This is a genomic window from Haemophilus seminalis, from assembly GCF_006384255.1.
Classification (GTDB): Bacteria; Pseudomonadota; Gammaproteobacteria; order Enterobacterales; family Pasteurellaceae; genus Haemophilus; species Haemophilus seminalis.
In genome coordinates this window covers 226,110-241,355 of sequence record NZ_VCED01000001.1, presented here as the reverse complement: position 1 = coordinate 241,355, position 15,246 = coordinate 226,110, and the positions used below count along the sequence as shown (strand labels likewise).

Annotated in this window: 10 protein-coding genes and 1 pseudogene; 4 read left to right on the top strand and 7 right to left on the bottom strand. The window is 37.7% G+C overall.

Features of this window, described 5'->3' with window-relative positions; translation table 11 throughout:
- Positions 1 to 2: 2 nt before the first annotated feature.
- The 5 genes and pseudogenes from FE813_RS01160 to prlC form a co-directional block, all read right to left on the bottom strand.
- Positions 3 to 3,098 carry a type I restriction endonuclease subunit R gene (locus FE813_RS01160; RefSeq protein WP_139989149.1) on the bottom strand — a complete coding sequence of 1,032 codons (3,096 nt, stop codon included), beginning with the start codon at positions 3,096 to 3,098 and terminating at the stop codon, positions 3 to 5.
- A gap of 13 nt (positions 3,099 to 3,111) precedes the next feature.
- Positions 3,112 to 4,113, bottom strand: a complete 1,002-nt coding sequence (locus tag FE813_RS01155; RefSeq protein ID WP_139989148.1) for a virulence RhuM family protein — start codon at positions 4,111 to 4,113, stop codon at positions 3,112 to 3,114.
- 73 nt (positions 4,114 to 4,186) lie between these two features.
- A pseudogene (locus FE813_RS10890) lies at positions 4,187 to 5,374 on the bottom strand (restriction endonuclease subunit S).
- Positions 5,375 to 5,434: 60 nt separating this feature from the next.
- Positions 5,435 to 6,979, bottom strand: coding sequence for a type I restriction-modification system subunit M (locus FE813_RS01140; protein WP_139989145.1), 1,545 nt, complete (start codon positions 6,977 to 6,979; stop codon positions 5,435 to 5,437).
- Between the two features lie 250 nt (positions 6,980 to 7,229).
- The gene (gene prlC, locus FE813_RS01135) at positions 7,230 to 9,269 is read right to left on the bottom strand and encodes an oligopeptidase A (protein ID WP_139989144.1); all 2,040 of its coding nucleotides are present in this window, start codon (positions 9,267 to 9,269) and stop codon (positions 7,230 to 7,232) included.
- A gap of 122 nt (positions 9,270 to 9,391) precedes the next feature.
- Here prlC and FE813_RS01130 point away from each other — a divergent pair, with 122 nt between their 5' ends.
- A complete protein-coding gene (locus FE813_RS01130) occupies positions 9,392 to 9,754 on the top strand; it encodes a YbaN family protein (protein ID WP_009500077.1) in 363 nt (120 codons plus the stop codon).
- Positions 9,747 to 11,288, top strand: a complete 1,542-nt coding sequence (locus tag FE813_RS01125) for a peptide ABC transporter substrate-binding protein (RefSeq protein ID WP_139989143.1) — start codon at positions 9,747 to 9,749, stop codon at positions 11,286 to 11,288. The genes FE813_RS01130 and FE813_RS01125 overlap by 8 nt, the downstream gene beginning before the upstream one ends.
- Before the next feature lie 320 nt (positions 11,289 to 11,608).
- Here the strand turns inward: FE813_RS01125 and ribA are convergent, their stop codons facing one another.
- Positions 11,609 to 12,259 carry a GTP cyclohydrolase II gene (ribA, locus tag FE813_RS01120; protein WP_005629111.1) on the bottom strand — a complete coding sequence of 217 codons (651 nt, stop codon included), beginning with the start codon at positions 12,257 to 12,259 and terminating at the stop codon, positions 11,609 to 11,611.
- A 69-nt stretch (positions 12,260 to 12,328) separates the two neighbouring features.
- On the opposite strand from ribA, the gene FE813_RS01115 reads away from it, so the two are divergent.
- On the top strand, positions 12,329 to 13,054 hold the full coding sequence (locus FE813_RS01115; RefSeq protein ID WP_139989142.1) for a phosphatase PAP2 family protein: 726 nt from the start codon (positions 12,329 to 12,331) through the stop codon (positions 13,052 to 13,054).
- 63 nt (positions 13,055 to 13,117) lie between these two features.
- A complete protein-coding gene (gene nagK / locus FE813_RS01110) occupies positions 13,118 to 14,032 on the top strand; it encodes an N-acetylglucosamine kinase (protein ID WP_139989141.1) in 915 nt (304 codons plus the stop codon).
- 158 nt (positions 14,033 to 14,190) lie between these two features.
- Here the strand turns inward: nagK and fbpC are convergent, their stop codons facing one another.
- Positions 14,191 to 15,240 (bottom strand): ferric ABC transporter ATP-binding protein, encoded by a 1,050-nt coding sequence (gene fbpC / locus FE813_RS01105; RefSeq protein ID WP_139989140.1) that lies wholly within the window; start codon positions 15,238 to 15,240, stop codon positions 14,191 to 14,193.
- Positions 15,241 to 15,246 lie beyond the last annotated feature (6 nt).

Here is a 15,246-nt window from a genome sequence, read left to right as displayed (position 1 = left end):
ATTTAAACTTTTCCCCCAATACCTTTAAATTTTTCAACAAATGCGGATATTTTTTGGAAAACACTCTGTTTTTTAGTTAGGTATTGTGGATTAAGTGGGCTCATTTTAGGGAGCGCCTCATTTAAATCTGTACCTTGTTCACTTGCATATCCACGTTGTAATGACACGTTAATATAACGTTTGGCATCTTCAATATTAAGTCCTTCGGTACTTATCAATTCATTGGCTTCTTGTTGTTGCTCTTTTTGGGCAAATTGGAAGAATGACTCAATAATGCCAGCTTTATCGGCAATGTTATCTAAATCAGTTTGATTAATAAAATCCACAATCAAACTTTCTTTCGCTCGATTTCCAAGGCTGGAGCGGATAATGGCACGAATTTCATCAATAAGCTCAGATTTGTTTTTAGTTTTTTTATTGTGCTCAAATATTAATTCTAAAATGTAATCTAAATTGATTTCTTGGGATTTTAATAAATCCACTTCAAACACCACATCGTCCCAATCAATGGTCGATTTTGCTTTTTCCTCGCCATCTTTTTGACGACGGAGCCAATCCCGAATATCGTTGTAAGTTGAACGGTAATTCTGAATGCTACGTTCACTCGGCATATCAATAGGTTGCATTTCAGCAAATGCTTCATCTGTTAAATAATATTTTTCTTTAAAGGCTTCAACGGCTTTTGCATCGCTGGTATCGAGCGATTGAAATGCGTGTAAAGCAGCAAACTCATCATAGTTTTGCAGAATGTTTTCAACTCGCAAATATTCACCAAATAATTTCACAAAGTCTTTCTTGTCTTTTTCAGTTTGAATTACATTTGGATCCGGGAAGCGTTCTTGTAACTCTGCAATAACGTCTAAATACCCACGACGGGCCACGCCAGCATCGGTAAAGCCTTCCATATATTCTTGGTAACTTTTTTCCAAAACGACATTGCGCGTATTGGATTTACCGAAAAGGGTAATCGCATCAATGGTATCTTGTTCCAAATCACGGAAAGTGACGATATTGCCAAAACTTTTGGTGCTGTTATAAATGCGGTTTGTGCGTGAATAAGCTTGAATCAAGCCATGGTAACGCAAGTTTTTATCCACAAATAACGTATTTAAGGTTGGGGCATCAAAACCAGTTAAAAACATTCCAACAACAATCAGTAAATCCACCTCTTTGTTTTTAACGCGTTTAGCAAGATCACGATAGTAGTTTTGGAACGATTTACCATCCACATCATAATTGGTGGCAAAATAGCCGTTATAATCATCAATGGCAGATTTTAAAAATTCCTTGGCTGAGGAGTTCATCGCCTCCACTTCAAAACTTTCATCGACAATATCGCCAATCGCATCTTGTTCTTCGTTTGCCGCAAAAGAGAAGATTGTTGCAATTTTAAGTGGATTTTTGACCGCACTTTGTAACTGTTTAAAAGTTTGATAATAAGCTTTAGCAGCATCTACACTACTTACCGCAAACATCGCATTAAAGCCATTGTTACCCGCATTAAAACGGTGGGTCTTTTGTTTGAAATTATTTAAGACATATTGAGCAATTTGCTTGATACGTTCTGGGTGTAAAAAAGCTTGTTTTTTCTCAAGTGCGGTCAGTTTTTCAAGATTTTTTTCGGTTTCAATACTCTTGAATTGTGGGCGAACATCATTGTAATCCACTTTAAATTTCAGCACTTTTTCATCACGAATCGCATCGGTGATAATGTAAGAATGGAGTTCAACGCCAAAAACACTCGCCGTGGTTTCTGCACCTAATGCGTTACTTGGGAAAATCGGTGTGCCAGTAAAACCAAATTGACAGTATTTTTTAAATTTTCTCGTTAGATTTTTTTGTGCTTCACCAAATTGAGAACGATGACATTCATCAAAGATAAAAACAACCTGTTTATCGTAAATAGGTAGTTTATCTTCCGATTTCATTAGGTTATTGAGTTTTTGAATGGTGGTGACAATGATCTTATTGTCGTCTTTGTCGATATTGCGTTTTAGCCCAGCCGTACTTTCCGAACCATTTACACTATCCGGTGAAAAACGTTGGTATTCCTTCATGGTTTGATAGTCCAAATCCTTTCTATCAACTACGAAGAATACTTTTTCAATAAAGTCTAATTCTGTTGCAAGACGTGCAGCTTTAAAACTGGTGAGCGTTTTGCCTGAGCCTGTAGTGTGCCAAATGTAGCCGCCACTTTCTTTATTGCTCCAGCTTTTTGCTAAATAAGAACTTTTAATTTTCCATAAAATACGCTCGGTGGCGGCTATTTGATATGGGCGCATAATCAATAGGGTGTCAGAAACATCAAACACGCAGTAATTTACTAATACATTGAGTAAAGTATTCTTTTGCAAGAAAGTTGCTGTAAAATCCTTTAAATCTTTAATCAGAGTATTTTTTGCCGTTGCCCAATTCATTGTGAAGTCGTAGCTGTTCTTATCTCGCTTGGTGGTATTGGCAAAATAGCGAGTATCTGTGCCATTAGAAATGACAAAAATCTGAATATATTTAAAGAGAGAATTTTCTTTATTGAAGCTTTCTTTGCTGTACCGATGAATTTGATTAAAGGCTTCACGAATGGCTACACCGCGTTTTTTCAATTCAATATGTACAAGGGGTAAACCATTCACCAAAATTGTCGCATCATAACGATTATCATAGCTGCCGGTTTGTTCGAATTGATTGATGACTTGCAGAGTGTTATTGGCAAGATTTCTCTTATCTAGCAAATAGATATTCTGAATTCGCCCATTATCAAACACAAAATCATAAATATAGTCATCATGAACTTTACGGGTTTTCTCAATCAGACTATCACTGGATTTATCCAAATATTCTTCTAAAAAACGTCGCCATTCCGCATCGGAGAAAACCACATTATTCAATCGCTGCAATTGAACCCGTAAGTTTTTCACCAACGCATCATGGCTATTGAGCCCTTGCAAATACTCATAGCCTTGAGCCTGTAAATCGCGGATAAATTCACGCTCAAGGCTCCCTTCCGTTTGGTAGCCTGCATTGGGTTCTTCCACAAACTTTTTGTATTGATCTAAAACGATAAAATTGTTGGATTCAGCGATAGTTTTGTATTGGGTCATGTACGTTCCTTAATTATTGATTCTTTTGTTTTTTCAGATCTTTCTGCCAGTTTTCTAAAATTTCTAAATCTTCATTATCAGCCTGTATGCGTTTTTGCTGTTTTCTGACCTGATCAAATAAGGCATATTGTTCTTTGGTAAAGGTTTCCATTTGTTTTACGGTTTGGGTTCCATTACCGATAAGCAGCGGAAAACCGTTAAATTCAATTAAATTATCGACATTATTACGCCAGAAATTTAATGTCAGATCTTGACGGTTTTTAACGCGTAATTCTGCACTTTCTAAAAAGATCATCACTAGACGATTCAAGGAATCTAATTCATCACGGGTTAAATAGTTTTTAGCGGTAATAATATCCCCTTTACGTACAACAGTACCTTTCCAAGAGGTGAGGCCCATATTAGGCAATTCAGCATTTGCACGCGTACAAATGAGTTCTGCGGCGGTTTGTTGTGTAATGGCATAGATCAACTTATTTTGTGTCTCGGCAAAAAACATTTGAGTGACTTTATCTGTTTTATCGAAGTCACTGGATAATTTAAATAACTCTCGTACTTTTTGATAAAACCGCAATTCACTGGCTCGAATTTCACGAATTTGTTCCAGTAATTCATCAAAATGATCAAATCGACCTTGCGGATTTTTCAACCGCTCTTTATCTAATAGAAAACCTTTATCTAAATAAGTACGTAATTGCGTATTCGCCCAACGACGAAACTGTACACCACGAGGGCTACGCACACGAAAGCCGATGGCGAGAATCATATCAAGGGAATAATGTTTTACTTGATATTGCTTGCCATCTTGGGCAGTTATCAAGTAATCCTTGATAACTGAATTTTCATCTAATTCATTGTCTTCTAATATATTTTTTATATGTAAGGCGATATTTTGTACAGAGGTGTCAAAAAGTTCCGCAAGCTGATTTTGGGTCAGCCAAGCCTCATTTTCGACAACCAATAAAGCAACGTGAGATTTACCGTCGTCGGTGTTGTAGATGATTAAGTCATTCATTATTTCTTCTCGAATTTGTAGGGGGGGCTTAGCCCACAGTTTGTTGTGATTAATTGGTGGGCTGAAGCCCACCCTACGTGTTATTAAAATTTAATAACAATTCTCTGTAATATTCATACCGCTTTTGGCTTTGTTCAATTGCTAAAGGCAAGCCTTCGGTGATGGAATTGGTTAAGGTTTCAAATTTATCTAGGATTGAAACGATGCGTTGTTGTTCTTCAAATGTAGGAAGAGGAATTTCATAATTCAAAAAATTATCAGCCTTAACTCTAATTACTTTTGTACCTTGAGCATATTTTTCTTTAAATTTATAAAATCTTTCTGTTTGCAAAATATATGTTAAGTATTTTGTATTTACTCTTTTATTCGGTCTAAATGCAAACATATCGCCTGAAAAAGCAATTTCACTACCAAGCCATCCAAGAGGTTTCATTACATCTTTTAAATTTTCACTGGTTCCAGCAATTAATACATCACCATATTTAGCTTTTTTTAATTTTTTAGCCAATTCAGGCGAAACAAAAGATTTGGTTTTCGTAGCAAATGTACCGTAGTAAGTATAAATTTGACCATAATGAATGGCCGGAACGCCAGTTTCGGTAAAATCTTTCTTCTGTAATCCATTGCCACGAATTAACTCACCCAAATCAATCAGTTTTACCCATTGGACTCCCCCCCCAATAGCTCTAAACTATCAAAAGATAATAATTTTTCTCGATAGTATTCATATTGTTTCTGGCGTAGTATAAGCTCGCTGGTAAGCTCGCTGGTAAGCGCTGTCAATGCGTCCAAAATTCGGACGATTTCGGTTTGGACGGAGAGTGGGGGGATGGGGATTGGAAATTTTCTAAATCCATTCATATCAACGGAGGCAAAACTAGACATAGTGGTATTTTTCTGACACCAATCATCAAGCGTAAAACAATAATGGTATAGAAAATAAATATTAAATTTATCAATATATTCAGGTTTTAAAGATAAAACCGTAAATCTTTGATTTGCTAGAAATGGTATGGTTATTAAAGCGTGCTCACCAATAGTTGCAGAGGTTGCAATAATAATTGAATTTGCGGGAAAAAGTTTTCCACCTTTAACCGCACTTTCTGAAACCTTTTGTAATGCTGTATTTAAAACGCGTCCATTTTCTCGAATATCTTCCATTCTAAACCAAGGGATTGAGCCATTTTCCCAATATTCTTTCACTCCTTTTGACGGGGTATAGCCATTTTTTAAATGGAATATTTCATTGAGCGTTTTCCACTCGACCTCAGCCCCATTCAATAATTTTTCTAAAAAAGTGCGGTTGTTTTTCATGGTGTTTTTATCCCTCAATCTCCGCCACAATCTTGTCAATTTCTACACGCAAGCGGTCGATATTAGCAACAGTTTGTTTAATTTCAGCGTTGAGTTTATCGATATCGATCACTTCTCGGGTGTCTTCTTGTTCTACGTAAGAACTCACTGCAAGGTTGTATTCATTTTTAACGATTTCTTCAAAGGACACGGATTTGGCTAAATGTGGCACATCTTCTTTATTGGCAAACAATTTGAGAATTTGCTCAATATGTTCCGGTTCTAAAATGTTGTTATTGGTGGCGGATTTAAATAAACTGCTGGCATCGATAAACTGCGTTTTAGTGTCAGTTTTATGTTTGGAAAGTACTAGAATATTCACTGCGATACTGGTGCCGAAAAATAGATTTGGCGCAAGCGCAATCACCGTTTCTACATAGTTATTATCTACCAAATATTGACGAATTTTTTGTTCCGCACCGCCGCGGTAAAAAATGCCGGGGAAGGAGACAATCGCCGCGCGGCCTTTTGCTGAAAGATAACTTAACGCATGCAAAATAAAGGCAAAGTCCGCTTTGGATTTTGGTGCAAGTACGCCGGCGGGGGCAAAGCGTTCATCGTTAATTAGCGTTGGATCGTCTGAGCCAATCCATTTCACGGAGTAAGGCGGGTTAGAAACGATAGCATCGAAGGGTTTATCATCACCAAATTGCGGATTCATTAAGGTGTTGCCAAGGGCGATATCAAACTTGTCGTAGTTGATGTTATGCAAAAACATGTTCATACGGGCAAGGTTGTATGTGGTGTGGTTTATTTCCTGCCCGAAAAAGCCTTCTTCAATGATATGTTCATCAAATTGTTTTTTAGCTTGTAATAATAAGGAACCAGAACCTGCTGCCGGGTCATAAATTTTATTGACCTTGTCTTGTCCATATAAAGCCAGTCTAGCAATTAGCTTAGAAACACATTGTGGTGTAAAAAACTCGCCACCTGATTTACCGGCATTAGCAGCATAGTTGGAAATTAAAAATTCGTAAGCATCACCGAATAAATCAATATGATTATCTTCAAAGTCACCAAAATCTAACTCGGCAACGCCTTTTAATACCGCAGCTAGGCGGCTGTTTTTATCGGCAACGGTATTACCCAAGCGATTGCTGGTAGTATCAAAATCAGCAAATAAGCCTTTGATGTCTAGTTCGGAAGGATAGCCAGTAGCGGAGTTTTCAATATCAGTAAAAATGCTTTTTAGATCTGTATTTAAATTCGGATTAGCATTGGCTGTCGCTACAACATTTTTAAATAGCTGGCTTGGATAAATAAAGTAACCTTTGGTTTTTATGGCATCCGTTTTGATTTCAGGTGTGATGATTTCATCAGGCAATTCAGCGTAATTCACGCTTTCATCACCTGCTTCAATATAATTGGTAAAGTTTTCACTAATAAAACGATAGAAAAGTGTGCCAAGCACATATTGTTTGAAATCCCAGCCATCTACTGAGCCACGTACATCATTAGCAATTTGCCAGATTCTGCGTTGGAGTTCGGCACGTTGTTGCATTGCTATTGTCATAAAATCCTCAAAATATTTTATGTAATGAGTTAAATAAAGATGTGAAAAATTATACAGGAAATGAGTATGTTATGTGTGAGTTTCTATGCGTTTATCTCTACTTCATTTGGGTTGTTTGTAAAATAATAGCTCGTTTGAAGGTTCTGCCTTGATAAAGTGCGGTTGAAATTTGCAATGTTTTTATGAAGGGCTTTTTTAGAGGAAAATATTTGAGAAAGGGCATGTCGTGCATGCCCTATAGATTGATATATTAATTCATAATGCCTTTATGTCTTAACAACGCATCTAATTGCGGTTCACGACCACGGAAGCGCTTGAAGAGTTCCATTGGTTCTTCTGAGCCACCACGGGTGAGAATTTCATCTAAGAATGATTTGCCGGTGATTGGGTTGAAAATACCTTCTTCTTCAAAACGTGAATAAGCATCAGCCGATAAGACTTCAGCCCATAAATAGCTGTAATAACCTGCGGCGTAGCCCCCTGCAAAAATATGGCTGAAGCTGTGAGGGGTTCTTGCCCAATCTACACCTTTTATGACGGCAACTTGTGATTTCACCGCTTTAAGTGTCTCTAAAATTTGATTGGTTTTTTCCGCATCAAAGGTGTGATGCAAGCGGAAATCAAAAATCCCAAATTCAAGCTGACGCAAGATAAACATCGCGGCTTGGAAATTTTTCGCTTTTAACAATTGCGTGAGTTTTTCTTTTGGCAACGGCTCGCCTGTTTCGTAATGCCCTGAAATAAACGCCAAAGCCTCTTCTTCCCAACACCAGTTTTCCATAAATTGACTTGGTAATTCCACGGCATCCCAAGGCACACCGTTAATACCCGCCACATCAGAGACATCAATTTGAGTAAGCATATGATGAATGCCGTGACCAAATTCATGGAATAGCGTGGTGACTTCATCGTGCGTAAATAACGCTGGCTTATTACCTATAGGCGCGTTGAAGTTGCAGGTTAAGTAAGCCACAGGCGTTTGAATGCTGCCATCCAATTTACGCTTGCGCCCAATACAGTCATCCATCCATGCCCCACCACGTTTGTGTTCGCGTGCATATAAATCAAGATAGAAACTGCCACGGAGTTGATCGTTTTCATCAATTAAATCAAAGAAGCGCACATCTTTATGCCAAGTATCCACACCTTTGCGTTCAACTGCACGAATATTGAAAATACGTTTAATTAACTCAAATAGCCCCGAAATTACGCGATTTTCAGGGAAATATGGGCGAAGTTCTTCATCATTAATGGCGTATAAATGTTGTTTTTGTTTTTCGCTGTAAAAACCAATATCCCAAGGCGCAAGTTCAGTGACACCAAATTTTTTTTCACAGTAATCTTTCAATTCTTGCAATTCTTTTTCGCCTTGTGGTTTGGCACGTTCGGCAAGATGATCTAAGAAATCGAGCACTTGTTGTGGGTTTTCAGCCATTTTGGTGGCAAGTGAAAGTTCGGTGTAAGTATTAAAACCGAGTAATTTCGCCAATTCCACGCGTAATGTAAGAATTTCTTCCATAACTTTACTGTTATCCCATTTGCCGGCATTAGGGCCTTGCTCTGAGGCGCGTGTTGCATAAGCACGGTACATTTCTTCACGCAATGCACGATTTTCACAGTAAGTCATTACTGGCAAATAACTTGGGATTTCTAACGTAAAACGATAGCCTTTTAATCCTTTACTTTCGGCAGATTGTTGTGCTGCTTGCAGTGCGGATTCAGGCAAACCAGCAAGTTCTGCTTCGCTTTCAATGAGTTTTTCCCACCCCATGGTGGCATCTAATACGTTATTGCTAAATTGTGAGTTTAATTCGGATAAGCGCACCACAATTTCGCCATAACGTTGTTGTTTGTCTTCTGAAAGCCCGATACCTGAAAGTTCAAAATCACGCAGTGAATTTTCAATAGCTTTCTTTTGCGCAATAGAATAGTCCGCAAATTCAGCACTGTTTTTTAACGCTAAATAGGCATTATAAAGCCCTTTATGCTGACCAACCCAAGTGCTGTATTCAGAAAGTAACGGCAAGCACGCTTGATAGGCTTCACGTAATTCAGTGCTATTTTTTACTGAATTGAGATGAGAAACGGGTGACCAAGCACGATTTAAGCGATCATTGGTTTCCGTTAAAGGCAAAATGAAATTTTCCCAAGTAAAGTGCGGTTGTTTTAACACTTGTTCTATCGTATCGCGACAATCTTGAATTAATTTTTCAACAGCCGGTTGAATATGTTCTGGCTTAATTTGCGAAAATGGCGGTAGGCCTTGAATGTTAAGTAATGGGTTTGACATAGATATAAATGTTCCTTTTTTGAAAACTACTTTTTATGTGACGGTAAATTCTATAATATCAAGGTTGAAAAATCTAAAAAATCAGTAATAATGGTTCGCATTTTCTTTTTATTAGGAACATTATGAAGTTTATTTACATTGTTTTAGGTTTTCTTTCTCTTGCACTTGGCATCATTGGAATTTTCCTTCCTATTTTACCGACCACGCCTTTTTTATTACTCACTTTATTTTTCTTTGCAAAAGGTTCAAAACGCTTAGAACAATGGTTTTTAGGCACAAGTATTTATCAAAAACATCTTAAGTCTTTTAATGAAAATCGTACATTAAAGAAAAATACTAAAATTTGCATTTTGAGTTTTGCGACCACTATGTTGCTTATTGGTTTTTATTTCACGCCAAGCGTAATGGGGCGTAGCGTTATTGCGGCATTGATTTGTATTAAATTTTGGTTCTTTTTATTTTGGGTTAAAACCGAGAATGAATAATTTTCTAACTTTGTGCCAGCGAAGTGCGGTTATTTTTTCCATTATTTTTACGGTGGTGGCTTGTGATAAATTGGATAATCCCAAGTCTGTTTTGCCACAAGTTGAGGCACCGAAAAATCCTCAATTGGAATCTAACCGAGTTGAATTAAAACGCGGTGTTTATGGCGATTTGACTTTGCAACCTTGGCAAGCACAAAGCGAAGAACAAACGCAATTATTACGCGATCTTTTTGAAGGCTTAACGGCTTATGATGCGCAAGGTAATCTCGTTCCTGCCGTAGCAGAAAGCTGGCAAACTAAAGATAATAAAACGTGGATTTTCACTTTGCGTGAAAATGCCAAATGGTCAAATGGTGAAGCCGTAACCGCATCTGATTTTGTGCAATCTTGGCAAGCACTTTCTCAATCTGAAAGCCCACTTAAAAATTATTTGGCTTTCATGAATGTGAAAAATGCGAAGGCAGTATTGGAAAAAACGCAAGCTGTGGAATCGCTTGGATTATTTGCCGAAAATGACCGCACTTTACGCATTGAATTAGATAAAGCATCGCCATATTTACCTTCTATGCTGGCGCACATCAGCCTTTTACCTCGCTATGCTAAATCGACTGAAACCCTTATCAGCAATGGTGCTTATCAATTACAAAGCCAGTCTGAAAATCAGTACGTTTTAACTGCCAATCCTTATTATTGGGCAAAGGAAAAAGTGATATTTCAGCAAGTGAAGTATCAAAAAATTGCAGCTGATGCAGATTTATCTGATTTTGATGTTGTAATAAATCCGCAAAAAACAGTTCAAAATATCCAAGATTATCCGCAACTTTGTACTTATTTCTATGAGTTTAATCTTGCCGATCCTATGTTGCAAAAAAGTGCGGTAAGAAAAGCGATTGCTTCGATGGTTTCTACGAAAAATTTGGTTGCAGATATTACTCATCTTCATCCTAGTAATACTTTTTTGCCAAAATCTATGCTAGGTGAGCAAGAATCGGTTTGGGAGCCAGTTGTTGCAGAACAGTTTCTTTCCCAAAACCAAATTAGTGAAACTCACCCATTGAAATTACGCATTCGTTATGATGATTCGTCTCTGAATCAAACTATTGCAACGCGATTGAATCGTCAATTATCGCAATCAGATTTATTACGAGTTGAAAATCAAGGGATGGGTTGGCAAGAATTGCAAACGGCTCGCACAAAAGGCGATTTTCAATTAATTCGTTCTGGTTGGTGTGCTGATTTTAATGATCCCGTCGCTTTCTTAAATTTGTTTTATTCAAAAAGCCCTGATAACAAAAATGGCTATAAAAATGCAGAATTTGATCGTTTATTTGAAGCTGCAATGACGACGACATCTGAAAAAGTGCGGTTAGAAAATTACGCGAAATTAAAAGGGATAGTTCAGCAAGAATATTTAGTGTTACCCATTTTTCAATATAGTACGCCAGTTTATCTTGCGCCAAGTATAATGGGCGCGCAAGTAAATTCTGTTGGAACCATTTATAGTAAAGATTTATGGCGAAAGGTTAAAAATTAGTAATCACGCTTGCAATCAAGGAAAGAATTCTTTAAGATTGGAGGCGTTGGGGACAACTCCGACATCGTCTCCGTAGCGATTATCTTAGATAACTGTACCAGAACAGCTAACTAAACAACAGATAATCAAGAAAATGAAAAAGAGTGTTTTTTTCATTTTACTTACTCTTGATAAGCCCCGATCTTTGGAATACGAGACGGGGTTTCTCGTTTTTAGCAATATGCTAAAAAATCTTTTGATTATTCCATGGCATAAGGTTTAAATAAAAAAGCCACACTGTTCAATATAACAGTATGGCTTTTTTTGCATGTATTATTTTATTAAATAATCTCTTCCTGGCAATGCGGGCAAGTCATTAAATGTTGTTCATCATTGTTATGCACAATGTAATGCCCCATTTTTTTCGCTTTAGTATCAAGATATTTTGTGTTGTAGCGGTTTTCGCCAACATTAAGGGGAACTCTCTCAACTACGTTGATACCTGCTTTTTTCATGGTTTCTACTTTTTCTGGGTTGTTGGTCATCAAGCGAACCTTTTTGACACCAAGTAGCTCGAACATATCGGCACAGACTTCAAAGTTACGTTCATCTGCTTTGAAACCTAAAGCAAGATTGGCTTCAATGGTATCCATTCCTTTATCTTGTAAAGAATACGCGCGGATTTTATTAATCAAACCAATGCCACGGCCTTCTTCGCGATGATAAATTAAGACACCGCGACCTTCTTCTTGAATTTGTTTCAATGCTGTCGCCAGTTGGAAACCACAATCGCATTTTAAGCTATGGAGTGCATCGCCAGTTAAACATTCAGAATGGATGCGAGCTAACACAGGTTCATCAGCATTAGAAATATCACCCATCACTAAGGCTACATGTTCTTTTTTTGTATCTGGAAATTCAAATCCCACCATTTTGAAAATACCATATTCAGTGGGTAAATTGGCTTGCGCAACTAGCTGAATTTTTGCCATAAAGTGATCCTTATCCGTAGTCATTTCTGTTAGAATGCGCGCGTTATTTTTTATTATTAAGGGGCGAGCATGTTCAAAAGGCTGTCATTATATACGTTATTACTTTGTCTTGTACCATTTTTTATTTGGGGTATTTCCTATCAGTGGCATGGCAATAGCCAATTAACTCAAGCTGATTATTGGCTTTATTTGCTCACTGAAACGGGTAGCGTACCTTATGCGTTGATCACCTGTGTGTTATTTACGCTTTTGTTTGCTTTTTTATTTAAAAATCCAAAACAATGGATATTAGGCGTAATTGTGATGGGGATTTCAGTTATTGCAACTCAAGCCGCAAAAACAGGGGCAAAAGCATTATTTGAAGAACCTCGTCCGTTCACTGTGTATCTAGCTGAGCAAACTCATTCAACGCCAGAAAATTTTTATAAAAATGACCGCACTTTGCGTGCAGAAATCGCTAAGAATTTTTATGCGATGGATGCCATCACACCAGCTTGGTTAGTTCATCATTATGAAAATGAAACGGGATATTCGTTCCCATCAGGGCATACGATTTTTGCAGCAACTTGGCTAATGCTTGCTGTTGGCTTTACCCAATTATTGGGTAACCGTTCTTTTAAAGCAAAATTGCTGGTAGCGGGTATTGCGGTGTGGGGCTTGTTGATGTTGATTAGCCGTGTGCGATTAGGCATGCATTACCCAATTGATTTATTTGTGGCGACATTGCTGGCATGGTTGATTAATAGCATTATTTTTGCCTTTTTAAAGAAAAAGGCGATCTTCGTCATAAAATAATGATTTAAGTGCGGTTAAAATTTTGGCTAATTTTAACCGCACTTCTTTATAAAGGAGCAGATTATGTATTATGGTTTAGATATTGGTGGCACGAAAATCGAGCTTGCCGTATTCAATGAAAAATTAGAAAAATTATATTCTGAACGGGTACCAACACCTAAAATTGACTATGAAGAATGGCTTAACACGATTGTGGATTTAGTGAATCGTGCTGATGAAAAGTTTGGTGAAGTGGGCACCGTAGGTTTGGGCGTACCTGGTTTTGTTAATCAACAAACTGGATTAGCCGAAATTACCAATATTCGTGTGGCAGATAATAAACCAATTTTACGCGATCTGTCTGCGCGTTTAGGGCGTGAAGTGCGGGCAGAAAATGACGCAAATTGTTTTGCGTTATCTGAAGCATGGGATGCGGAAAATCAGCAATATCCAACGGTACTTGGTTTAATTCTTGGGACTGGTTTTGGTGGTGGCTTTGTCTTAAATGGTAAAGTTCATTCAGGTCAAGTGGGAATGGCGGGAGAGCTTGGTCATTTACAACTAAATTATCATGCCTTGAAATTATTGGGATGGGATAAAGCCCCAATTTATCAATGCGGTTGTGGTAACAAGGCCTGTTTGGATAATTATCTGTCTGGTCGCGGTTTTGAAATGCTTTATCGAGATTTGAAAGGCGAAACATTATCTGCTCGTGAAATTATTGATTTGTTCTATCAAGGCAATGAAAGTGCGATAGATTTTGTGAATCTTTTTGTTGAATTGGCGGCGATTTCTATTGGCAATATCATTACGGCATTTGATCCGCATATGATTGTGTTAGGTGGTGGATTATCTAATTTTGATTACCTTTATGAGGCTTTACCAAAAGCGCTTCCGCCTTATTTGATGCGGACAGCAAAAGTCCCACCAATTAAAAAAGCGAAACACGGCGATTCTGGTGGTGTGCGTGGTGCGGCCGCCTTATTCCTTTCAAAATAATCCTTACTCTCGCCTATCCGATTGTTAGGATAGGCGATGTAAGAACGCATTTTTATTCAACTAACATATCCTGAAGTACTTCATCATATTACGTCTTAGTCAATTCGCACGATGATAAAAAAGTATGGCTATTATTCATCGCACTTTTATGCGCTATACTACTCTTTCTTCAATAAGAAAATACCATGATCAGATAAATTTACATAAGCTTGTTTTAAATCGGCATTAAAATCTTCTGGCTTACAATTCACTAATAAATCTTTTCCTGCCCAATTTGCGACCACTTCCCAATGGTTGCCCATATAGACCGCACTTTTAATCTCACAACGTTGTGCATCACGGCCCTCTGCAGCAAGATAAATTGCTTCTGGGCGAATACCTACTAAGCATTCACCATCGGGTAAATTAAACTGTGCAGCATCTTTTAAAGACACATGATAGCCATTAATATCCACCACGCCATTTTCTAATTTTCCATCGAAAATACTGGATTCACCCATAAAGTTTGCTAAGAACAAAGAATTTGGTCGTAAATAAAGCTCTTTCGCTGGCGCTTTTTGCATAATTTTACCTTTATGCATAACAATAACTTCATCAGATACCGCAAAGGCCTCTGTTTGGTCGTGTGTCACATAAAGCGAGGTAATACCTAAACGTTGTTGCAATTCACGGATTTTTTCACGCATTGAACGACGTAAGTTTGCATCCAAATTACTTAATGGTTCATCAAACAATAGGACTTTTGGTTTCAATACCAAAGCACGAGCCAATGCAACACGTTGTTGTTGACCACCTGAAATTTGATCCACGAAACGATCTTCAAACCCTGCTAAGTCCACCAATTCTAAAGCCTCTTTTACTCGTTGAGCACGTTCTTCTTTGCCAATGCCTTGCATTTTTAAGCCGTAGCCCACGTTATCACCGATGCTCATATGCGGGAATAGCGCATAAGATTGGAAGACAATACAAATATCTCGATTTTGAATAGAGGATTTTGTTACATCTTCACCATCAATAAAAATTTGTCCTGATGTTGGATTTTCTAACCCCGCGACTAAACGCAACACGGTAGTTTTGCCGCAACCTGATGGCCCTAACAATGTCACCATCGTGCCACGTTTGATCGTTAAATCTAAATTATCAATGACGACAGCTTTACCAAATGCTTTGGTGATATTTTTTAATACTAAGAAATCATTATTACTCATAATATT